The 21,020-nt window shown below is 72.9% G+C and carries 25 protein-coding genes; 16 read left to right on the top strand and 9 right to left on the bottom strand.

From position 1 onward, the window contains the following. Window positions 1–12 precede the first annotated feature (12 nt). Window positions 13–750 carry a helix-turn-helix domain-containing protein gene (locus tag ACIBST_RS12990; protein ID WP_397171395.1) on the bottom strand — a complete coding sequence of 246 codons (738 nt, stop codon included), beginning with the start codon at window positions 748–750 and terminating at the stop codon, window positions 13–15. Window positions 751–805: 55 nt separating this feature from the next. On the opposite strand from ACIBST_RS12990, the gene ACIBST_RS12995 reads away from it, so the two are divergent. Then, entirely contained in the window at window positions 806–1,927 is a 1,122-nt protein-coding gene (locus tag ACIBST_RS12995; RefSeq protein ID WP_397171396.1) for an MFS transporter, read from the top strand. Here the strand turns inward: ACIBST_RS12995 and ACIBST_RS13000 are convergent. The 3 genes from ACIBST_RS13000 to ACIBST_RS13010 form a co-directional block, all read right to left on the bottom strand. Then, window positions 1,924–3,474 (bottom strand): trypsin-like peptidase domain-containing protein, encoded by a 1,551-nt coding sequence (locus tag ACIBST_RS13000; protein ID WP_397171397.1) that lies wholly within the window; start codon window positions 3,472–3,474, stop codon window positions 1,924–1,926. The two genes, ACIBST_RS12995 and ACIBST_RS13000, sit on opposite strands and share 4 nt — an antisense overlap. A gap of 103 nt (window positions 3,475–3,577) precedes the next feature. Then, a complete protein-coding gene (gene ligD, locus ACIBST_RS13005) occupies window positions 3,578–4,579 on the bottom strand; it encodes a non-homologous end-joining DNA ligase (RefSeq protein ID WP_397171399.1) in 1,002 nt (333 codons plus the stop codon). A 48-nt stretch (window positions 4,580–4,627) separates the two neighbouring features. Then, entirely contained in the window at window positions 4,628–4,822 is a 195-nt protein-coding gene (locus ACIBST_RS13010; protein WP_397171401.1) for a hypothetical protein, read from the bottom strand. Window positions 4,823–5,189: 367 nt separating this feature from the next. Here ACIBST_RS13010 and hisD point away from each other — a divergent pair, with 367 nt between their 5' ends. Genes hisD through hisF form a run of 9 tightly spaced genes read left to right on the top strand, consistent with a single transcriptional unit; the run spans window position 5,190 to window position 11,218 of the window. Beyond that, window positions 5,190–6,506, top strand: a complete 1,317-nt coding sequence (hisD, locus tag ACIBST_RS13015) for a histidinol dehydrogenase (protein ID WP_397171403.1) — start codon at window positions 5,190–5,192, stop codon at window positions 6,504–6,506. Continuing rightward, entirely contained in the window at window positions 6,503–7,615 is a 1,113-nt protein-coding gene (locus ACIBST_RS13020; protein WP_397171404.1) for a histidinol-phosphate transaminase, read from the top strand. The genes hisD and ACIBST_RS13020 overlap by 4 nt, the downstream gene beginning before the upstream one ends. Next, window positions 7,612–8,205: an imidazoleglycerol-phosphate dehydratase HisB gene (gene hisB, locus ACIBST_RS13025; RefSeq protein WP_397171406.1), complete on the top strand. Its 594-nt coding sequence runs from the start codon at window positions 7,612–7,614 to the stop codon at window positions 8,203–8,205. Before ACIBST_RS13020 ends, hisB begins: the two co-directional genes overlap by 4 nt. After that, window positions 8,202–8,357: a hypothetical protein gene (locus ACIBST_RS13030; protein ID WP_352326349.1), complete on the top strand. Its 156-nt coding sequence runs from the start codon at window positions 8,202–8,204 to the stop codon at window positions 8,355–8,357. The genes hisB and ACIBST_RS13030 overlap by 4 nt, the downstream gene beginning before the upstream one ends. Then, complete coding sequence (gene hisH, locus ACIBST_RS13035) at window positions 8,354–8,989, top strand: imidazole glycerol phosphate synthase subunit HisH (RefSeq protein ID WP_397171407.1); 636 nt, start codon at window positions 8,354–8,356, stop codon at window positions 8,987–8,989. Before ACIBST_RS13030 ends, hisH begins: the two co-directional genes overlap by 4 nt. After that, window positions 8,986–9,315, top strand: a complete 330-nt coding sequence (locus ACIBST_RS13040; RefSeq protein ID WP_397171409.1) for a hypothetical protein — start codon at window positions 8,986–8,988, stop codon at window positions 9,313–9,315. The genes hisH and ACIBST_RS13040 overlap by 4 nt, the downstream gene beginning before the upstream one ends. Then, window positions 9,316–10,038, top strand: coding sequence for a bifunctional 1-(5-phosphoribosyl)-5-((5-phosphoribosylamino)methylideneamino)imidazole-4-carboxamide isomerase/phosphoribosylanthranilate isomerase PriA (gene priA, locus ACIBST_RS13045; protein ID WP_397171411.1), 723 nt, complete (start codon window positions 9,316–9,318; stop codon window positions 10,036–10,038). A 32-nt stretch (window positions 10,039–10,070) separates the two neighbouring features. Next, complete coding sequence (locus tag ACIBST_RS13050; protein ID WP_397171413.1) at window positions 10,071–10,460, top strand: Rid family hydrolase; 390 nt, start codon at window positions 10,071–10,073, stop codon at window positions 10,458–10,460. Further along, window positions 10,457–11,218 (top strand): imidazole glycerol phosphate synthase subunit HisF, encoded by a 762-nt coding sequence (hisF, locus tag ACIBST_RS13055; RefSeq protein WP_352358369.1) that lies wholly within the window; start codon window positions 10,457–10,459, stop codon window positions 11,216–11,218. Before ACIBST_RS13050 ends, hisF begins: the two co-directional genes overlap by 4 nt. 83 nt (window positions 11,219–11,301) lie before the next feature. On the opposite strand, the gene ACIBST_RS13060 is transcribed toward hisF, so the two are convergent. The 3 genes from ACIBST_RS13060 to ACIBST_RS13070 form a co-directional block, all read right to left on the bottom strand. Further along, window positions 11,302–12,663 (bottom strand): glutamine synthetase family protein, encoded by a 1,362-nt coding sequence (locus tag ACIBST_RS13060; RefSeq protein ID WP_397171415.1) that lies wholly within the window; start codon window positions 12,661–12,663, stop codon window positions 11,302–11,304. A gap of 62 nt (window positions 12,664–12,725) precedes the next feature. Beyond that, a complete protein-coding gene (locus ACIBST_RS13065) occupies window positions 12,726–12,887 on the bottom strand; it encodes a hypothetical protein (RefSeq protein WP_185844438.1) in 162 nt (53 codons plus the stop codon). A gap of 163 nt (window positions 12,888–13,050) precedes the next feature. Further along, window positions 13,051–13,710, bottom strand: a complete 660-nt coding sequence (locus tag ACIBST_RS13070) for a TIGR03085 family metal-binding protein (RefSeq protein WP_397171417.1) — start codon at window positions 13,708–13,710, stop codon at window positions 13,051–13,053. A gap of 117 nt (window positions 13,711–13,827) precedes the next feature. On the opposite strand from ACIBST_RS13070, the gene ACIBST_RS13075 reads away from it, so the two are divergent. Both ACIBST_RS13075 and ACIBST_RS13080 read left to right on the top strand, forming a co-directional pair. Beyond that, window positions 13,828–15,624: an ABC transporter ATP-binding protein gene (locus tag ACIBST_RS13075; protein ID WP_397171650.1), complete on the top strand. Its 1,797-nt coding sequence runs from the start codon at window positions 13,828–13,830 to the stop codon at window positions 15,622–15,624. Continuing rightward, window positions 15,621–17,399 (top strand): ABC transporter ATP-binding protein, encoded by a 1,779-nt coding sequence (locus ACIBST_RS13080; protein WP_397171419.1) that lies wholly within the window; start codon window positions 15,621–15,623, stop codon window positions 17,397–17,399. Before ACIBST_RS13075 ends, ACIBST_RS13080 begins: the two co-directional genes overlap by 4 nt. A 10-nt stretch (window positions 17,400–17,409) precedes the next feature. Here the strand turns inward: ACIBST_RS13080 and ACIBST_RS13085 are convergent, their stop codons facing one another. After that, entirely contained in the window at window positions 17,410–17,799 is a 390-nt protein-coding gene (locus tag ACIBST_RS13085) for an ATP-binding protein (RefSeq protein ID WP_397171421.1), read from the bottom strand. After that, complete coding sequence (locus tag ACIBST_RS13090; RefSeq protein ID WP_397171423.1) at window positions 17,792–18,628, bottom strand: MEDS domain-containing protein; 837 nt, start codon at window positions 18,626–18,628, stop codon at window positions 17,792–17,794. Before ACIBST_RS13090 ends, ACIBST_RS13085 begins: the two co-directional genes overlap by 8 nt. 141 nt (window positions 18,629–18,769) lie before the next feature. On the opposite strand from ACIBST_RS13090, the gene ACIBST_RS13095 reads away from it, so the two are divergent. From ACIBST_RS13095 to ACIBST_RS13110, 4 genes are all read left to right on the top strand, one after another. Then, window positions 18,770–19,144: an STAS domain-containing protein gene (locus tag ACIBST_RS13095; RefSeq protein WP_397171425.1), complete on the top strand. Its 375-nt coding sequence runs from the start codon at window positions 18,770–18,772 to the stop codon at window positions 19,142–19,144. An 8-nt stretch (window positions 19,145–19,152) separates the two neighbouring features. Further along, on the top strand, window positions 19,153–19,488 hold the full coding sequence (gene hisI / locus ACIBST_RS13100) for a phosphoribosyl-AMP cyclohydrolase (protein ID WP_397171427.1): 336 nt from the start codon (window positions 19,153–19,155) through the stop codon (window positions 19,486–19,488). Between the two features lie 11 nt (window positions 19,489–19,499). Beyond that, window positions 19,500–20,168 carry a Trp biosynthesis-associated membrane protein gene (locus tag ACIBST_RS13105; RefSeq protein ID WP_397171429.1) on the top strand — a complete coding sequence of 223 codons (669 nt, stop codon included), beginning with the start codon at window positions 19,500–19,502 and terminating at the stop codon, window positions 20,166–20,168. A gap of 107 nt (window positions 20,169–20,275) precedes the next feature. Next, a complete protein-coding gene (locus tag ACIBST_RS13110) occupies window positions 20,276–20,947 on the top strand; it encodes a DUF4190 domain-containing protein (protein WP_397171431.1) in 672 nt (223 codons plus the stop codon). The last annotated feature ends 73 nt before the right edge of the window (window positions 20,948–21,020 follow it).

The following is a 21,020-nucleotide window of genomic DNA, read 5'->3' on the forward strand; positions in this document are numbered from 1 at the left end:
AGTGTAGCGAATCTACATTGTAAAGGCGCGGCCCGGCGTGTACCCGAGCGCCCGCCGGAAGACGTCGATGAACGCGCTGGCCGAGGCCCAGCCGCAGCGATGGGCGACCACGGTCACCGGCAGGCCGTCGGCCAGCAGCAGCAGCGCCTGGTGCAGGCGGAGCTGGGTGCGCCACTGGGGGAAGCTCATGCCGAGCTCGCGGCGGCACAGCCGGGCGAGCGTCCGCTCGCTGGTGCCCGCCACGGCGGCGAGGGTGGCCAGGGTGCGCCCGTCGGCGGGGTCGTCGTGCAGGGCGGCGCAGACGGCGGCCAGGCGCGGGTCGCGCGCGGCGGGCACGTGGAAGGGCTGTTCGGGGGCGCGTCTGAGCCGGTCGAGCAGGACGGCGAGCAGCCGTTCGCGCTCCGCGCCCACGGGGGCGTCGTCGTCGGTGTAGGCCATGACGAGCTCGCGCAGCAGCGGGCCGACGGCGAGCACGGCGGGCCGGTCGAGGCCGAGCGGGTTGCCGGTGAGCCCGACCAGGCGCAGGTCGGTGCTGCCGTGGGCGCGGTGTTCGTGCACGGTGCCCGCGGGCACCCAGATGGCTCGGTTGGCGGGGGCGACCCAGGTGCCGGCGTCGGTGGTGACGGAGAGCATGCCGGCGCAGGCGTAGGCGATCTGGTGGGTGTCGTGCCGGTGGGCGTCGATGCCCGTGCCGGGGGCCAGGGGGCGGCGGCCGGTGGGCGCCACGGGGGTGTGGCGGATATTCGGCATAGGTTGGCATTTTATCGGAAGCAGGCCAGATCGGGCCGGGGACATCATCGGGGGCGTGAACAGGATCCGGTCGCTGGCTGCGGGGCACGCGTGTGTGGACTTCTACCAGGGAGCGGTGCCGGCGTTGGTGCCGTTCCTGGTGTCCGGGCGGGGGTACGGCTATGTGGCGGTGTCGGGGATCGTGCTGGCGGCCACGTTGTCGTCGTCGGTCGTGCAGCCGGTGTTCGGGCTGCTGACGGACCGGTGGCGGATGCCGTGGCTGATCCCGTCGGCCATGGTGGTGGCGGGGGCGGGCGTGGCGTGCGCCGGGGTGACGGGGTCGTACGCGGTGACGTGGCTGGCGGCGGCGGTGTCGGGGCTGGGGGTGGCGGCCTACCATCCGGAGTCGGCGCGGCTGGCCAGGATCGCCAGCCAGGGCGGTCATGTGCGGATGAGCTGGTTCTCCTTGGGCGGGACGCTGGGGTTCGCCGCGGCGCCGGTGCTGGTGACGCCGCTGTTGTCGGCGTGGGGGCTGGGGGCCTCGCCGCTGCTGGCCGGGCCGGCGGTGCTGGGGGCGGTGCTGACGCTCCCGGCGGTGCGGGCCCTGGCGGGCGGGCGGGGCGGGGCGCGTCCGGCGGTGCGGGCGGCGGGTCGTGACGACTGGCCGGGGTTCGTCCGGCTGACGTCGGTGATCGTCTTCCGGTCGGTGGTGTACGTCGGTCTGAGCGCGTTCGTGGCCCTGTACGTGGGCGGCGGCGCGGCGGGCGCGGCGGCGTTGTTCGTGCTGTTCGCGGGCGGGGCGGCGGGCACGGTGCTGGGCGGGCGGCTGGCGGCCCGGTGGGGGAGGGTGCCGGCGATGCGGGCGGCGTACGCGGCGGCGGCGCCCGCGGTGGCGGGGGTGGTGCTGGCCCCGGGCCCGCTGGTCTACGTCTTCGTCGCCGCGTCGTCGGTCGCCCTGTACGTCCCGTTCTCCCTGCATGTGACCCTGGGCCAGGATCTCCTGCCGAACCGGGTGGGCACGGCGAGCGGCGTCACGCTGGGGCTGGCGGTGAGCGTGGGCGGCCTGACCAGCCCGCTGGTGGGCGCGGTGGCCGAGGCCGCCTCGCTCAGGATGGCGCTGGCCTGCCTGATCGCCTTCCCGGTGCTGGCCTGGCTGCTGGCGCGGACGCTGCGGGAGCCGGCGCCGGCCGCGGCCTAACCGGTGGCGGTGCGCAGGCGCACGACGGCGGAGTTGTCGCGCTGGGCGGGGTCGAGGCGGGTGGAGGTGACGTGCATGGTGACCGGCAGGGCGGCCTCGGCGTCGCGGCCGACGGAGACCTTGGCGGAGATGCGGACCGGCCGGCCGGGGTGGATGACGTCGATCACGCATTCGGCGCGGTGGTCGCCGTGGCGGCAGGCGGCGCCGTCGACGGAGGTCAGGGTGGCGCCGGACGGGAGCGTGAGGGTGACGGGCACCTGGGCGGCGGCCATGAGCCCGCGCATGGTGACGGTCGCGGTGACGGTGGCGGTGCCGCCGCGGCGGACGGGCGCGCCGGGGCCGGCGGCGTCGAGGGAGAGGGAGTCGTAGACGCCCTTGGGGTCGGCCTGGCGGACGATCGCGCCGTAGCCCTCGGCGTTGAGCGCGGTGGCGACGGAGTTGCCGTCGGGCTCGCCGTCCTCCTTGCCGGCCGACAGCACGCCGACCAGGTCGTCGCTGCCGCGGACGATCCATGGCCCGCCGCTGTGGCCCTTGGCCAGGTGGCAGTTGTAGGTCTCCATCCGTCCGGCCGGGTCGCCGGCGCCGGCCAGCCGGGCGGCGAGCATGTCGCCGGTGGTGTTCTCGCCGCGGGCCTGCTGGGTGCGGCCGAGGCACCAGAGCTGGTCGCGGCCGTCGTAGGGCCGGCGGCCGAGCACGCCGGGGTAGCCGGTGGTGGCGATGGTGAAGCGGCCGCCCTCGTTGCGCAGGGGGGTGAGGGCGCCGACGGTGTCCTGCAGGGTGCGGTTGCGGCCGCCGACCTCGACGAGCGCGACGTCGTAGACGGAGTTCCAGTCGCCGCCGGTGCGTCCGGTGTAGGCGTCGGGCTTCCAGGCGCGCCGTCCGCCCCATCTGCCGTACGGCTCGCGCTGCGCGGCGGTGGCGGCGCGGCCGTCGTAGGCGGGGACGAACGCGAAGTTGGTGTGCCACGTGCCGGACGCCGAGCCGTCGGGGCTGCTGTAGACGCAGTGGGCGGCGGTGATGACCAGCAGCCTGCTGGCCGAGCGGACGACGGAGGCGCTGCAGGAGTCGTCGCGGCCGGTGGCGTTGACGAAGAACAGGCGTCCGGTGACGCGGCTGCTGCCGTCGGCGGTGTACGGCCGGCGCACGGGGGCGTAGCCGTTGGCGTCGCCGCCGGGGGTGAGCCGTTTGGCGCCGGGCACGCTGCGCCGCTCGGCGGCGCTGTGGTCGGCCGGGTCGGGGACGGACGTGCTGAGGGGGAGGGGGACGGCCTTGGCCTTGGCCTGTTTGCCGGGCGTCCAGTAGCGGGCGGCGCGTCCGGGTCGCATGAGCGGCGACGAGGCGGCGCCCGGACTGCGGTCCCGGTTTCTGGTCGCGGCAGGGCTCTGGGCGGGGCTCTGCGCCGGCCGCTGGGCGGGGCTCTGCGCGGTGGCGGCCCTGAGCGGGGGCGGTTCGGCGGTGGCTGGTGCGGTGGTGAGCGTGCTGGCGAGTGCGGTGGTGAGCGAGACGCCGGCGAGCGCGGCCAGCGTGGTGACCAGGGTCTTCGACACGATGTCCCCTTGAGCGGTCCGGAGCGATTCCGATCACTGTAAGTCATGACTTCATCGCTTAACGTGGCCAAGCGGGACGTGTCGCGCCATGTCCTGCGCCCGGTCAGCCCGCCGCGGCGTCCCCCGGGGCGAGGAACTCGGCGGTGCTCGCCTCGCCGGGTTCGCGGTCTGGCCGCAGGCCGCGCCAGGACGGGTGGCGCAGGCGGCCGTCGCCGGTGACCTCGGCGTACTGGACCTCGCCGACGACGCGGGGTTCGACCCAGCGCGCGTGGCGGGCGTGCTCGCGCGGGACGGGCTCGTCGAAGGGCGGGCCGGGGCGTTCCAGGGGCGTGAGGAGGTCCTGGAGGTCGCGCAGCATCTGCTGGGTGAAGCCGGTGCCGACGTGCCCGACGTAGAGCAGCCGGCCGCGCGGGTCGTAGGCGCCGAGCAGCAGCGAGCCGATCATGCCGGACCGCCGTCCGCCGCCGGGGTGCCAGCCGCCGATGACGACCTCGGCGGCGCTGACGTTCTTGACCTTGGTCCATTCGCCGCTGCGCCGGCCGGGCCGGTAGGGGGAGCCGAGCCGCTTGCAGACGATCCCTTCGAGCCCGAGCTGGCGGGAGGAGTCGAAGGCGCGGTCGGCGTGGTCGGCGAACCACACGGGCACCTCCCAGCGGAAGCCGGGCCGCAGGGTGCCCTCCAGCAGCTCGCGGCGCTCGCGGTAGGGGCGGCCGATCACGCTGTCGGCGTCGAGGTGCAGGATGTCGAAGGCCATGAACGTCACCGGCACCGCCCGGGTGAGCTCGGCGACGGTGGCGGGGTTGCGCTGGTGCATGCGGGGCTGGAGGGCGGCGAAGCTGGGGCGTCCGGTCTCGTCGAAGGCGACGATCTCGCCGTCGATCACGGCCGCGTGCCGGCCGGTGGAGCCGGCCATGAGCTGCAGCTCGGGGTAGGCGGGGGTGATGTTCTTGTTGTTGCGCGACATCAGGCGGACCGAGCCGCCTTCGACGTAGGCGAGGGCGCGTACGCCGTCCCATTTCATCTCCACGGCCCAGCCCTCGCCCTGGACGGAGGTCAGGGTGCCCAGCTGGGCCATCATCGGCGCGTAGGCCGGCAGCCCCACCATGGATCATGCCGTACCCCGGGGGGTTGATCGACAGTGGCGGGCCGGGGTCTACAAATGGTCAAGCGGGGTGTCTTCCACCAGTTCGCCGAGGTCCACGCCGTGTTCGTCCAGTTCGGACACCGTCTTGCAGTAGCCGCGCAGGTACGTCCGGCCGTTGACGCGGTGGGAGACGCGCAGCAGTGGACGATCACCGAGGATGATCGCCTCCACCAGGATGCCGCCGGGGGCTCGCCACTGTCCCATGCCGCCCAGAGTAGGCGAGCGGACATAATGGACATGTAATGCGAAAGGCGTTACGAACCGCCTACGCCGCGCCAAGCGGGGCAAACAGCCGCAAGGTTATTTTTAACTCACCGAGAGTTTTCTTTGCCGCAGGGTGTTAGACGCCTGGCGCGCCGGGCAGAAGGGGGCCAGGCCATTCCCCCGGCCGTGACCGCGCCCCCGTGGCGGCCACGGCCACTCGGCCCCGGCTTGGCCCGGTCCGGGGCTCCGGCGGCCGCGAGCGCGGTGTCGGCGAACGCCGCGCTCGCGGCCCCCGTAAGGCGTCCTGCCTGCGTCCCGCATTCTGGACAGAAGCGGATCCGGGGCCCGGACTCCGTAGACTGTCAGGGTGATTTCCCGTATTGACATGCGCGGTTCCCTTCCTGCGGACCTGCGCGACGTGCTGCCCCGCGCCGAGCTCGACGTCGAGGCCGCCCTGGAGAAGGTGCGGCCCATCTGCGACGACGTGCGCCATCGCGGGGCGGCAGCCGTACGGGAGCTGACCGCCAGGTTCGACGGTGTCGAGATCGCCTCCGCCCGCGTCCCCGCCGACGCCGTCCGGCGGGCGCTCGACGAGCTCGACCCCCGGGTCAGGGCCGCGCTGGAGGAGTCGATCAGGCGGGCCCGGCTGGTCCACCGCGACCAGCGCCGCTCCGACGTCACCACGCAGGTCGTGCCCGGCGGCACGGTGACCGAGCGCTGGGTGCCGGTCGACCGCGTGGGCCTCTACGTGCCCGGCGGCCGTGCCGTCTATCCCTCCAGCGTGGTCATGAACGTCGTCCCGGCCCAGGAGGCGGGCGTCGCCTCGCTGGCCGTCACCAGCCCGGCGCAGAAGGAGTTCGGCGGGCTGCCTCACCCCACCGTCCTGGCCGCGTGCGCGCTGCTCGGCGTCGAGGAGGTCTACTCCGTGGGCGGGGCGCAGGCCGTGGCCATGTTCGCCTACGGCACCGAGGAGTGCCCGCCCGCGACCATGGTGACCGGCCCCGGCAACATCTGGGTCGCCGCCGCCAAGCGCCTGCTCAAGGGCCGCATCGGCATCGACTCCGAGGCCGGCCCCACCGAGATCGCCATCCTGGCCGACGAGACCGCCGACCCGGTGCACGTCGCCGCCGACCTGATCAGCCAGGCCGAGCACGACACGATCGCCGCCGCCGTCCTGGTCACCACCAGCCTTGAGCTGGCCGAGGCGGTCGAGAAGGAGCTGCCGGGCCAGGTCTCGGCCACCCGCCACTCCGAGCGCATCACCGAGGCCCTCGGCGGCCGGCAGTCGGGCATCGTGCTGGTCTCCTCGATCGACGACGGCATCAAGGTCGTCGACGCGTACGCGGCCGAGCACCTGGAGATCCACACCGCCGACGCGGCCGAGGTCGCGGCCCGGATCCGCAACGCCGGGGCGATCTTCGTCGGCCCCTACGCGCCGGTCTCGCTCGGCGACTACCTCGCCGGATCCAACCACGTGCTGCCCACGGGCGGCTGCGCCTGCCACTCCAGCGGCCTGTCGGTGCAGTCGTTCCTGCGCGGCATCCACGTCGTCGACTACACGCGCGACGCGCTGGCCGGCGCGGCGGCCCACGTGTCGGTGCTGGCCGACGCCGAAGACCTGCCGGCGCACGGCGCCGCGATCCGCGCCCGTTTCGACTGGCGAGTCCCCACGGAGTCAGAGTGAACCCCACCGACGTGCCGCCCGGCGTGACGCCCACCGACGTGACGCTCGACGACCTGCCGATCCGCGACGACCTGAAGGGCCGCTCGCCCTACGGCGCGCCGCAGATCGACGTGCCGGTCCGGCTCAACACCAACGAGAACCCCTATCCGCCCTCGCCGGCGCTGGTCGCCGACCTGGCCGAGGCGGTCGCCGCGAACGCCGGCGAGCTCAACCGCTACCCCGACCGCGACGCCACCGGGCTGCGCGCCGACCTGGCCGCCTACCTGGGCCACGGGCTGAGCCCCGAGCAGGTGTGGGCGGCCAACGGCTCCAACGAGGTGCTCCAGCAGATCCTGCAGGCCTTCGGCGGCCACGGGCGCACCGCGATCGGGTTCGAGCCGTCGTACTCGATGCACCCGATCCTCACGACCGGCACCAGCACCGAGTGGATCAGCGCCGCCCGCGAGGACGACTTCTCCCTCGACCCCGGCAAGGCCGTGGCGGCGATCGAGGAGCACCGGCCCGACATCGTCTTCCTGGCCTCGCCCAACAACCCGACGGGCACCGCGCAGCCGCTGTCGACGATCGAGGCGGTGCTCGCCGCCGCGCCGGGCGTGGTGGTGATCGACGAGGCCTACGCCGAGTTCGCCCGCCAGGGCACTCCGTCGGCGCTCACGCTGCTGCCGCGCCACCCGAGGCTGATCGTCACCCGCACGATGTCCAAGGCGTTCGCCATGGCCGGCACCCGCCTCGGCTACCTGGCCGCGCACCCGGCGGTGGTGCAGGCGCTGCTGCTGGTGCGGCTGCCGTACCACCTGTCCACGCTCACCCAGACGGCCGCGCGGGTCGCGCTGCGCCACCGCGCCGAACTGCTCGGCACGGTCGACGCGCTGCGCGCCGAGCGCGACGCCACGGTCGCGTGGCTGCGCGGCAAGGGGCTGTCGGTGGCCGACTCCGACGCCAACTTCGTGCTGTTCGGGCGGTTCCCCGACCGGCGCGCGGTGTGGGAGGGGCTGCTGGCGCGCGGTGTGCTCATCCGCGAGGTGGGCCCGCCAGAATGGCTGCGTGTGTCGATCGGCACCGGCGAGGAGATGGCGGCCTTCCGCGCCGCGATGGAGGAGGTTCTGTGAGTCGCGTAGGGCGCGTGGAGCGGGCAACGAAGGAGACCTCGGTCCTGGTCGAGGTGGGCCTCGACGGCACCGGCCTGGTCGACGTCTCGACCGGGGTGGGCTTCTTCGACCACATGCTGGCCCAGCTCGGCAAGCACGGTCTGTTCGACCTGACCGTCAAGACCGAGGGCGACCTGCACATCGACTCCCACCACACGATCGAGGACACCGCGCTGGCGCTGGGCGCGGCCTTCCGCCAGGCGCTGGGCGACAAGTCCGGCATCCGGCGGTTCGGCAGCGCGTCGTGCCCGCTGGACGAGTCGCTGGCCCAGGTCACGGTCGACCTGTCCGGGCGGCCGTACCTCGTGCACACCGAGCCCGAGGGCATGGCCCCGATGATCGGCCCCGACTACGACACGACGATGACCCGGCACATCCTGGAGTCGCTGGTGGCCCAGGCGGCCATCTGCCTGCACGTGCACGTGCCGTACGGGCGCAACGCCCATCACATCGTCGAGGCCCAGTTCAAGGCGCTGGCCAGGGCGATGCGCGAGGCGTCCGAGCTCGACCCGCGCGCCTCGGGCGTGCCGAGCACCAAGGGCGTCCTATGACCGACAACCTCATCGCGGGCGTGATGGTGTTCCTCGGGCTGTTCCTCGCCGGAGGCGTGTTCTCGCTGGCCAAGCAGGGTCTCAAGGTCGGCGCGGCGTGCTGCGCGCTCGGCGCGGCGATGGCGATCACGGCGGGGGTGTTGTGGTGGTGAGCAAGAAGATCGTGGTGCTCGACTACGGCTCGGGCAACCTGCGCTCGGCCGAGCGGGCCCTGGCCAGGGTGGGCGCCGACGTCACCGTGACGGCCGACTTCGACACGGCGCTCGACGCCGAGGGGCTGGTCGTGCCGGGCGTCGGCGCGTTCGCCGCCTGCATGGCGGGCCTGAAGGGCGTCCACGGCGACCGGGTCATCGGCCGCCGCCTGGCCGGCGGGCGGCCGGTGCTGGGCATCTGCGTCGGCATGCAGATCCTGTTCGCTCGGGGCGTCGAGCACGGCGTCGAGACCGAGGGCTGCGGTGAGTGGCCGGGCACGGTCGAGCGGCTGGAGGCGCCCGTGCTGCCGCACATGGGGTGGAACACGGTCAAGGCGCCCGCCGACAGCGTGCTGTTCGCCGGGCTCGACGCCGACACCCGCTTCTACTTCGTGCACTCCTACGGCGTGCGCGAGTGGGAGCTGCAGCCGGCCGACCCCGGTTTCGCCGCGCCCGTGGTGACCTGGGCCGAGCACGGCGTGCCGTTCGTGGCCGCCGCCGAGAACGGCCCGCTCATGGCCACCCAGTTCCACCCGGAGAAGTCCGGCGACGCCGGAGCCGCCCTGCTGAGGAACTGGCTAGAGACGGTATGAGCAAGGAGCGGGCGCGCCGGCGGGCCGAGCGGGAGGCCGGGCGGGCGCGCGCGATCCGGCTCAACGAGGAGCGGCAGGCGCGCCGCGCCCGGCGCCGCGCCCTGACCGCCCGTCTGATCCCGCGCCCGGTCAGGTTCGCCCGGCAGGGCGGCCTGATCGCCCGCCGCCATCGCGCCCAGAACGTCGCGGTGGCGCTCGGCTTCCTGATCGTGCAGGCGATCGCGTGGCTGGTCTGGGGCTCGCCGGCGGTGAGCCTGGCCGTGTTCGTCTTCTCCCTGCTGCTCGCACCTGTTGTCGTGACCCTCGCTTTCGACCGGAGGACCTGAATGTCGCTCGTATTGCTGCCCGCCGTGGACGTCGCCGATGGCCAGGCCGTACGTCTCGTCCAGGGTGAGGCCGGGACCGAGACCGGCTTCGGCGAGCCGCTCGCCGCGGCGCTGGCCTGGCAGGAGGCGGGCGCCGAGTGGATCCATCTGGTCGACCTCGACGCCGCGTTCGGCAGGGGCTCCAACAAGGAGCTGATCAGCGAGGTGATCGGCAAGCTCGACGTCAAGGTGGAGCTGTCCGGCGGCATCCGCGACGACGAGTCGCTGGCCGCCGCCCTGGCCACCGGCTGCCGCCGGGTCAACATCGGCACCGCCGCCCTGGAGAACCCCGACTGGTGCCGGAAGATCATCGCCGAGCACGGCGACCGGATCGCGGTGGGCCTCGACGTGCGCGGCACCACGCTGGCCGCCCGCGGCTGGACGAAGGACGGCGGCGACCTGTGGGAGGTGCTCGACCGCCTGGAGGCCGACGGCTGCCCCCGCTACGTCGTCACCGACGTGACCAAGGACGGCATGCTCCAGGGGCCCAATCTCGACCTCTACCGGCGGATCTGCGCACACACCGACAAGCCCGTGATCGCCAGTGGCGGCGTGTCCAGTCTTGACGACCTGGTGGCACTGGCTTCTCTCGTCCCGGACGGAGTGGAGGGAGCCATCGTGGGCAGGGCCCTGTACGCTCACGCGTTCACTCTGGAGGACGCGCTGGCCGCGGTACGCGTTTAGCTTCGCCGGGAGGGGGCGGAATGAGCGTCAGCATGGAAAGCACCGGTCCGAGGGTGTTTTCGGGCGGCATCTGGGAGGAGAAGTACGGCTACGCCCGCGCCGTGGTCGTGGGCGAGCGCGTGATCGTCTCCGGGTGCACGGCCACGATCGACGGCGAGGTACGCCACGTCGGCGACGCCTACCGGCAGAGCCTGACCGCCATCGACATCGCGCTCGACGCCGTCGAGGTCGGCGGCCTGACCCGCGAGGACGTCGTCATGGTCCGCTACTACGTGGTGGAGCAGCGCCACTTCGACCTCGTCGGCCGGGCCATTCACGAAGTCTTCGGGCACGTGCGGCCCGCCTGCACAGGAGTGAGGGTCGCCGGGCTGGTCGACCCTCGAATGCTGGTCGAGATCGAAATCGAGGCACTGCGAGCATGACCGTAGCGGTAAGAGTGATCCCCTGTCTCGACGTGGACGCCGGGCGGGTCGTCAAGGGCGTCAACTTCGAGAACATGCGCGACGCGGGAGATCCGGTCGAGCTGGCCAGGCGCTACGACGAGGAGGGCGCCGACGAGCTGACCTTCCTCGACATCACCGCCTCGTCGGGCGAGCGGGAGACCATGCTCGACGTGGTGCGCAGGACCGCCGAGCAGGTGTTCATCCCGCTCACCGTGGGCGGCGGCGTGCGCGCGGTCGACGACGTCAACCGGCTGCTGCGGGCCGGGGCCGACAAGGTGTCCCTGAACACCGCGGCCATCGCCAGGCCCGAGCTGCTGACCGAGGCGTCGCGGCGGTTCGGCGCGCAGTGCGTGGTGCTGTCGGTCGACGCCCGCCGGGCGCCGGGCATGCCCAGCGGGTTCGAGGTGACCACCCACGGCGGCCGGCGCGGCACCGGCATCGACGCGGTGGAGTGGTCGGCGCGCGGCGAGGAGCTGGGCGTCGGCGAGATCCTGCTCAACTCCATGGACGGCGACGGCACCCTCGACGGCTACGACCTGGAGCTGCTGCACGCGGTGCGCGCGGCGGTGCGGGTGCCGGTGATCGCCAGCGGCGGGGCCGGCCGGCTGGAGGACTTCCCGCCGGCGATCGAGGCCGGGGCCGACGCCGTGCTGGCCGCCAGCGTGTTCCACTTCGGCACGCTGAAGATCGGCGACGTCAAGGAGACGCTGCGGATGGCGGGCCACCCGGTCCGCTGACACCGGTCCATTGACACCTGGTCCGTGGTGACCGGCCGTCGGCCCCGCCCGTGCGGGGCCGGCGGCGTGGGCCCGGCGGCCGGTCAGAACACGCGCATGTGGTGGAAGAGCTCGTAGGAGGCGTCCTTGGCGGCGAACGCGGCCGCCTCCGAGCGTTTGACCGCCAGGTACGCGCTGCGCCGCAACGGCCCGAGCGCCTCCATGAGCACCTCGTCGGCCTCCAGCGCGTCGAGCGCCTCCTCCAGGGAGCCGGGCAGGCGGGGATAGCGGTCCGGCACGGTGTCGGGATCGACGTCCACGGCCTCGCCCGGGTCGAGCTTGCGGCGGATGCCGTCGAGCCCGGCGTGGATGACCGCGCCGAGCGACAGGTACGGGTTGGCCGAGGAGTCCGACGGCTTCAGCTCCAGGTTCGGCTCGCCGCTCTCGCCCAGCGGCGAGCACACGCGCACGGCCGCCTCCCGGTTGTCGGGGCCGTAGACCGCGTAGGCGCTGGACCACATGCGGGGTGCGAGCCGGCGGAAGCTGTTGACGCTGCCGCAGGTCAGGGCGGTCAGGCCGGGCAGGTGGGCGATCAGGCCGCCGATGAAGTGCGCGCGTTCGGCGCCGTCCTCGGCGAACAGGTTGTGGGTGTCGCGCCACAGCGACAGGTGCAGGTGGGCGCCGTTGCCGGCCTGGTCGGCCAGCGGCTTGGGGGCCAGCGAGGCCCACATCGACATGCGCATCGCCACGCCGCGCACGGTCTCCCGGTAGAGCACGTGGTTGTCGGCGGCGCGCAGCGCGGGCGCGTGGCGCACCGACAGCTCCTGCTGGCCGGGGCCGAGCTCGGGGTGGTAGTGCTCGACGCGCAGGCCCTGGGTCTCCAGCGCGCGCATGAGCTTGATCGTGTAGTCGTGCGCGGTGTCGAAGCCCGTGCCGGCATAGCAAAGAGAGTCGTCGAGCGGCACCAGCCGGTCGGGGCCGCCGTTGAGGTCGGGCAGGCGGCGGCCGAGCGTGAACTCGGGCTCGAAGGCCGCCTCGATCCGGTAGCCGTCGCCGGCCAGCTCCGCGACGGCGTCCTTGAGGAACGTGCGTGCGCAGGCTTCCCAGGGCGAGCCGTCGGGCCGGCGCAGGTCCGACAGCATCGCGGCGGCGCCCGGTGCATGGGGCAACGGGACGAACGTGGCCGGGTCGGGGACAATGCGAACCTCGCCCACCGGACCCAGATGCTCGACCTCCTGGAGCTGGTCGAGCATGTTCATCGCCATCATGGCCACCGTGTGCCCGATGCCCGAGTTGAGCCGTTCGGCCAACCGGGACCGGGACGCCGCCTTGCCACGGACCACGCCACCGTGGTCGGCGTACAGGAAACGGATCAGCTCGATGCCCTCAAGCTCTGCCCGTTCGAGGACGCGCCGGGCCTGCGGATCGAGCTGATTGATCTTGGTGCCGCTGGGGCGATCTCTCATCCTGCCTGCGTAACACGATCTGTCAGCGCGTGGAAGCACCTAGCGCGGACAGAACGCGAACATCAGGTCAGAACATTCGTAAAGAAGACCGCCAATTGGTTGGCTCCTTGGACAATTCCGTCAAACACACCGTTGACCGCGGCCGCCGCCTGGGCCGGCCGGGTGAACAGGTAGAAGACCACGAACGCCACCAGAACGTACGTAGCCACCTTCTTGACCTGCATGGGGGGCCTCCTGCAGTCCATTCCCAGCCGTATATACCCGGATCTGGGCGATCACGGTCATCTTCTGTGAAGATGTCCAAGATCCTAACCGGGGGGCTTCTTTCCTGTGCCATCGTACGGGCTGGAGGTTTAAGACGAGGGGTTTCTGGGCCGAGGGTTTCGGTCAGAATCCGAGCCGGGCTTCGGTTGCCCGGCTCACCGCCGCGTCGTCGCCGGTCAGCTCCACCCGGGCGTGCTCCTGCCGGCCGAAGCAGAACAGCAGCAGCTCCTGGGCCGTGCCGGTGACCTGCACCTTGGCGCCCTCCCGCGCCCCGCCGAGCGCCACCCCGCCGGCCGAACCCCGGCCGGCCGCACTTCCGCCGCCCGTGCGGCGCAGCACCAGGCGCACCGGCGAGCGGCGCAGCATGATCCGGGCGCCCGCCGACACCCGCTTCCAGATGAGCTCGTCGAGGTCGGCCGGCAGCTCGCGCGGCTCCCATCCGGGCTGCGCGCGGCGCACGTCCTCGTGATGGACGAAGAACTCCAGCGTGTTGACCGCCGTGTCCAGGAAGGGCAGCAGGCCGTAGACGCCGCCCGGCCGCCGCACGATGCCCACCAGCTCGGGGTAGGGGTGCTTGGCCTTCAGGCCGTTCTGGACCGAGGCGGTGTAGCCCGCCAGCGCGCTGATCCCGATGCCGCCCATGGCGTCCGGCCGGCGCTCGCGCAGGACGAGGTGGGCGGCCAGGTCGTAGGTGGTCCACCCCTCGCACAACGTGGGCGCCTCGGGGCCGAGCCGGTCGAACAGGTCGCAGAGCGCGGTGCGTTCGCCACGAGCGTGAGTCACCCGGCCAAGCCTACCTGTGGGAATAAGGAGACGATCGGCCGTGATAGGGACATAGATAGAAATATCGACGTTTGAAGGGAAAAATATCGAGTGGCGAGCAAGGTCACCTCGGCCGTCATGCGTCAAGGACTGCGGGTCCTTGGGGTGGCCATTCGCACGGAGAGAGCCGTGTTCGCGATGGCCGCGCTGGCCAGCGCGGTCTACGGCGGCATGACCGTCGCCTCGGCCTGGGCACTGGGCTGGGCGACGCAGAACGTGGTGCTGCCCGCCTTCGACCAGGGCCGGACCTCCGCCGGCGCCATGTGGACCGGAGCACTGCTGATCATCGGCACCGCGCTGCTCAAGGCGATCGGCGTGGCGGGGCGGCGCATCCTGGCCGGCGTCGTGCAGTACCGCATGCAGGCCAGGTCGCGCAGGGACGTGACCAAGCAGTACCTGCGGCTGCCGCTGTCCTGGCACCACCGGCACCCGACCGGGCAACTGCTGTCCAACGCCAGCGCCGACGCCGAGGCCGCCTGGGCGCCGCTCGCGCCGCTGCCGATGGCCGTCGGCGTGCTGGTCATGCTGTTCACCGCGGCCGTCGCCATGCTGTTCACCGACCTGGTGCTCGCGCTGGTGGGCTTCCTGATCTTCCCGGCCATCGCCGTGCTGAACCTGATCTACCAGCGCCGGCTCAGCCCCCTGGCCACCCGCGCCCAGCAGTTGCGCGCCGAGGTGAGCGAGATCGCGCACGAGAGCTTCGACGGCGCCCTGGTCATCAAGACCCTCGGCCGCGAGGAGCTGGAGACCGACCGGTTCCGCCGCCGCGCCCACGAGCTGCGCGACGCCAACATCGCCGTCGGCCGGGTGCGCGGGCTGTTCGACCCCATGCTGGAGGCGCTGCCCACGATCGGCGTGCTGGCCGTGCTGGCGGTCGGCGCGCTGCGCCTGTCCACCGGCTCGATCGACTCCGGCGATCTGGTGCAGGTCGCCTACCTGTTCACGCTGCTGGCCTTCCCGATCAGGGCGCTGGGCTGGGTGCTGGCCGAGCTGCCGCGCAGCGTCGTCGGCTGGCAGCGGGTGCAGGCCGTGCTCGACGCCGAGGGCTCCATGGACTACGGCGACACGCCCGTGGCCACGTCCGGGCCCGCCGAGCTGAAGGTGGCCGGCGTGTCCTACGCCTACGACCAGGCCGAGGTGCTGCACGACGTCACCTTCGACGTGCCGCCCGGCCGTACCGTGGCCCTGGTGGGGCCGACCGGGTCGGGCAAGTCGACGCTGGTCCAGCTCCTGGTCCGGCTCGTCGACCCCGACTCCGGGCAGGTGCTGCTCGACGGCGTCGACGTGCGCGACCTGCCCTACGGCGCCATCGCCGCCTCCGCCGCCCTGGTGCCGCAGCAGACGTTCCTGTTCGACGACACCGTACGCGGCAACGTCGCGCTCGGCCTGGACGCCGCCGACGAGGACGTGCGGGCGGCGCTGCGCCTGGCCCAGGCCGACGGCTTCGTCGGCCGCCTGGGCGACGGGCTCGACACCCGCGTCGGCGAGCGCGGCGCCTCGCTGTCCGGCGGCCAGCGCCAGCGCATCGCGCTGGCCCGCGCGGTGGTCCGCCGCCCCCGCCTGCTCATCCTGGACGACGCCACCTCCAGCGTGGACCCCCAGGTCGAGGCCAAGATCCTGCACGGGCTGCGGGACACCGCGCACGCCTCCACCGTCGTGGTCGTCGCCTACCGGATGGCCACCATCGCCCTGGCCGACGAGGTGGTCTACCTCGACCACGGCCGGGTCGTGGACCGCGGGACCCACGAGGAGCTGCTCGTGCGCTGCCCCGGCTACCGCAACCTGGTGACCGCCTACGAGCGCGAGGAGGCCGAACGGGCCGCCATCGACCTGTCGCCTGCGGGGGACGCCGAAGAGGAAGAGGTCAGCGCATGAGCGAGGCGCTCCAGGGCAACGTCGAGCGGTCGGCGCTGGCCACCATCTGGCACGGCCTGTCGCTCACCCCCGAGTTCCGCAAGGGCCTGGCCGGCACGCTCGGACTGGCCGTCGTGGCGACCATCGGCAAGATCATCGTGCCGATCGCGGTGCAGCAGACGATCGACACCGGCATCAAGAGCGGCACGCCGGACCTGCCGTACATCACCCGGGCCGTCCTGGTGTGCGCCGCGGCCGTGCTGCTGACCGCGCTGGCCGGCTACGTCATGAACGTGCGCCTGTACAAGGCCACCGAGTCCTCGCTGGCCAGCCTGCGCGTGCGCGGGTTCCGGCACGTGCACGACCTGTCGGTGCTCACCCAGAACAGCGAGCGGCGCGGCGCGCTGGTCTCGCGGGTCACCAACGACATCGACCAGATCAGCACGTTCATGCAGTGGGGCGGGCTGATGATCATCGTGGCGTTCGGCCAGCTCTTCGTGGCCAGCGTGCTCATGCTGGTCTACTCCTGGCAGCTCACGCTGCTGGTGTGGGTGTGCTTCGTGCCGCTGATGATCGCGCTGCCGCGCTTCCAGCGGCTGTTGTCGCGGGCGTACACGACCGTGCGCGAGCGGACCGGCGACATGCTGGCCGCGGTCAGCGAGTCCGTGGTCGGCGCGGCCGTCATCAGGGCCTACGCCTCAGAGCGGCGTACCGCCGACCGCATCGACAAGGCCGTGGACGCCAACCGGACCGCGCAGATCAAGGCGCAGACCATCGTCGGCTTCGTCTTCCCGCTGACCGAGATCGTCGCGGCGCTGGCCATCGCCGGGATCGTGCTGCTCGGGGTCCGGCTCGGCGTGTCCGGCGACATCACCGCGGGCAAGCTGGTGGCCTTCCTCTTCCTGGTCACGCTGTTCGTCTCGCCGCTGCAGACCGCCACCGAGGTGCTGAACGAGGCCCAGAACGCGGTGGCCGGGTACCGCCGCATCCTGGGCGTCCTGGACACCCCGCCGGACGTCGCCGACCCCGGCGACAAGGGCGTGCGGCTGCCCAGGGGCCCGATCTCGGTGGCCTTCGAGAACGTGCACTTCTCCTACCCGGGCGGCCCGCCCGTGCTGCGCGAGGTCTCGCTGGAGATCCCGCCGCGCTCGCGCGTCGCCGTCGTCGGCGAGACCGGGTCGGGCAAGACCACGTTCGCCAAGCTGCTGACCCGGCTCATGGACCCGGTCGGCGGCCGCGTCACGGTGGACGGCCACGACCTGCGCGACGTGCGCTTCTCCTCCCTGCGCGAACGCATCGTCATGGTCCCCCAGGACGGCTTCCTGTTCGACGGCACCCTGGAGGACAACGTCCGGTACGGCAGGCCGCCGGCCACCCGCGAGGAGATCCAGCTCGCGATGACCGAGCTGGGCCTGGCCGACTGGGTCGAGGGCCTGCCCGCGGGCCTGGACACGCCCGTCGGCCAGCGCGGGGAGTCGCTGTCGGCGGGCGAGCGCCAGCTCGTCGCCCTGGCCCGCGCCTACCTCGCCGACCCCGACCTGCTGCTGCTGGACGAGGCCACCTCGGCCGTCGACCCGGCCACCGAGGTGCGCCTGGCCCGCGCGCTGGAGGGCGTCACCAGGGGCCGCACGGCCGTCTCGATCGCCCACCGGCTCTCGACGGCGGAGAACGCCGACGAGGTGCTGGTGTTCGACGCCGGCCGACTGGTGCAGCGCGGCCCGCACGCCGAGCTGGTCACCCAGCCGGGCGTCTACGCCGACCTGCACGCCTCCTGGGTCTCGGCGGCGCACTCCTGAGCACGCGGTCCTAGTCGAGGGCGGCGGCGAACGTCACGCTCGTGCCCGCCGGGCCGGACACGATCGTGATGTGGTCGCACAACATCCGGGTCAGCCACAGCCCCCGCCCGCGGAACTCCAGCCCCGCGGGCGGGCGCGCCTGGCCCATCCAGCCGGGCGGCAGCCCCGGGCCCTGGTCGGTGACCTCGCACCACAGCCGTCCCTCGCCCGACCAGAGCCGCAGCCGTCCCTGGCCGCCGCCGTGCAGGACCGCGTTGGTGGTGACCTCGTTGACCGCCAGCACGAAGTCCTCCAGGCGCCGCCCGCTCAGCCCCTCGTAGGCGGCCTGCTCGGCCACGGCCCTGCGCAGGAACGTGATGCGCCCGCGCGCGAAGGTCGCGCGCAGCACCTGCCTACCCATCGCCCACCCGGCGGACGACGACGTGCGTGTCCGCCCTGACCAGCCGCAGCACCCGGGCCACCCGCTCGGCGCAGACGACCACGGTCGAGCCGTAGGGCCTGGCCGCGGCCGTGACGGTCAGCAGCCGGGCCGAGCCGGCGTCGATGAAGTCGAGGTGGGAGGCGTCGATCACGACCTGCCCCGGCTCCTTCTGCAGCGGCGACAACACGGAGCCGAACGCCGGCCTGTTGGTGAGGTCGACGTCGCCCCACACCCGCAGCCCCGGCGGCGAGGAGGTGCTGGCGAAGCGCAGCAGGGCCTGCTCGGGCGCGATGGGGTGCACCGCGGTGGCGTGCTCGATGGCGTCGAGGGGGAACAGCTCGCGGTCGTACTGGCACACCGCGGCCAGCCAGCGCTCGCCGAACAGCTCGTTGGCGGTGGCCTCGAACGCCGCCTGGGCCTGCGCGTCGCGCGCTCCCCAGGAGGCGTCGATCAGGGCGTAGACGCCGTGCTGGCCGTGCCTGCGCGCCCGGTGGTGGGCGTCGGCCAGGGCGTGCAGCAGGCGGTCGGGGTCGAGGCGGCCGTCGGTGAAGTGCGTGTCGGCGCAGGACAGGATCTCCACCTGCCCGGCCGCCTCGGCGTCGTCGAACCCCGGGACGAGCGGCGCCAGCCAGCCCCGGGTGCGCTCAGGGGTCTCCGCATGGGTGATGATCACCACCTTGGTCCGGCGGCGCAGCCCGTTGAGTGTGAACTGCCTGGTCGTCGTCATGCGCTCCCGCTCGCCCTCGAACGGCAGGCAGACGTGGTCCCCCAGATCCGGGTCGAGGACCGAGCCCGCGACGTGCACCACGATGTGTCCTCCCTAGCACGCGTCGCCTAGAAATTACCGTGATGCCCGCGATCACGTAGCGCGTTCTCGGCAAAACACACCGTCACCCGTTCCGCCGGTGTACGTTTTCGGCGGGGCCGCCCAGGAAGGGTCACGAAAGGCATGGGCGTGGACGTTCTGGAGACGACGCACAGCAGGCACGGGGAGATCGTGGTGGTCGCCCTCGCGGGCGAGGTCGACGTGGACAACGTCGCCCAGGTCAGGAAGTGCCTCGACGAGGCGATGGCGGCCGACGGCACCCGGCTGGTGGTCGACCTGACCGGGCTGACCTTCATCGACACCACGGGGCTCGGGGTCCTGGTGCGCCAGCTCGCCGCGTTGCGCGACAGGGACGGCACGATGGCGCTGGTGGCCTCCGACGGCCAGGTGCTGCGGCGGCTGCGCAGGACGAACCTGGCGGCCCTGTTCCCCATCCACGACACCTTGCCGCAGGCGCTGGCCCAGCCGGAGGCGGGAGCACGGGGGCGGGCTGGTTGAATGGCAGCATGTCCCTCGACCCCGAGATCGCCGCACGGCTGAAGCGCAACGCGGACGGCCTCGTGCCCGCCATCGCCCAGCAGCACGACACCGGCGAAGTGCTCATGATGGCCTGGATGAACGACGAGGCGCTGTATCGCACGCTCACCACCGGCCGGGCCACCTACTGGTCGCGCAGCCGCGACGAGCTGTGGGTCAAGGGCGACACCTCGGGCAACGTCCAGCACGTCAAGAGCGTGGCCCTCGACTGCGACGGCGACACGATCCTGCTCAAGGTCGACCAGGTCGGCGCCGCGTGCCACACCGGCGACCGCACCTGCTTCGACGCCGGTTCGCTCGGTTAGCGGCTTCCGGCATGACGTCTGGTGAGGTTTCCGGCAAAGGCTCCGGGAACGGGCGGCGCGAGTTGTGGGCGTGGCTGGCGCTGACCGTCCTGGGGAGCTGCCTCGTGCTGCTGGCGGCCGGTCAGGTGTGGGTGCGGGTGCTCGGCGCGCAGGCCGCCGACGCGGCCGCGCCGACCGGCGGCGACCTGAGCCCCGTGCTCTCGCCGCTGGGGCTGGCGGGGCTGGCGGGCGTGGTCGCCGTGCCGGCGACCAAGGGCGCCGGGCGCCGGGTCGTCGGCGCGCTGGTCGCGCTCTGCGGCGCGGGCGCGGCGGCGGGCACGTGGGCGGGGCTGGCCTCGAACACCGTGACCGGCTGGCTGCGCGAGCACAACGCGGTCCGCGCGGTGGCCGGCCTGCCGTGGGAGCCGGTGCCGGGCTGGCCGGTCGTGGCCGGGCTCGGCGCGTTCCTGCTCCTGGCCGGCGGCGTGCTGGCCGCGGTGCGCGGCGGCAGGTGGGCGGGCATGTCGTCGCGCTACGACAGGGCGGCCGACGCGACGGGCGAGCGGGCGGGCGAGCGGGCGGGCGAGCCGGCCGGCGAGCGGGCGGGCGCGGTCGCGGCCCGCAGGGGCCATGAGGACCGCGAGCTGTGGGACGCGCTCGACCGCGGCGACGACCCGACGGAGTCCCCGGAACCCCGCTGAGGTCGGTAGTTACGAAATCTCCACGGTTCTGAACCTCTGTCTGCTTGGCAAACGTTTTCTCAATAAGCTGCCGGTGCAACTCGTCAAAAGACAAGAGGAGCCAGCTCATGAGCTACGGGGACCAGGGCGGCAGCGGGGGCTACGGCGCGCAGCCCCCCGGCGGCGGCTACGGCCAGCAGCCGCCCACCGGCGGCGGCTACGGCCAGGGCCCGGGCTACGGCCAGCAGCCCCAGAACAACGGGGGTTACGGCCAGCAGCCGCAGAGCGGCGGCGGTTACGGTCAGCAGCCCCAGAGCGGCGGCGGTTACAACCAGCAGCCGCCCAGCGGCGGCGGTTACGGCTACAACCAGCAGCCGCCGAGCTACCCCCAGGAGCCCCTGGGGTACGGCCAGCAGCCCCAGCCCCCGAGCGGCGGCTACGCCCAGCCCGGCTACGGCCAGCAGAATTACGGGCAGCAGGGCTACGGCCAGCCCGGCTACGGCCAGTACGGCGCCCCCCAGCCCCGCTCCACCAACGGCATGGCGGTGGCCTCGCTCATCCTGGGCATCGTCGGCCTGGTCACCTGCGGCGCGACCAGCATCGTCGGCGTCGTCCTCGGCCACATCGCGCTCAACCGCATCAAGCGCACGGGGGAGGAGGGCCAGGGCATGGCGATGGGCGGCCTGGTGACCTCCTACATCATGGTCGTGCTGTTCGTGCTCTTCTGGATCTTCTTCGGCGGCTTCTGGCTGACCCTGATCGGCCTCGGCTCGGCGGCCTCCGTCAGCGACTACTCGTGAACGGGCGGGGCGCAGCGTGACGCCCCGCTTGCGGTGTGATTACGAATTGTCCGCAACGTGGGCGTTAGTCCAC

It is taken from the genome of Nonomuraea sp. NPDC049684 (assembly GCF_044465345.1).
Classification (GTDB): domain Bacteria; phylum Actinomycetota; class Actinomycetes; order Streptosporangiales; family Streptosporangiaceae; genus Nonomuraea.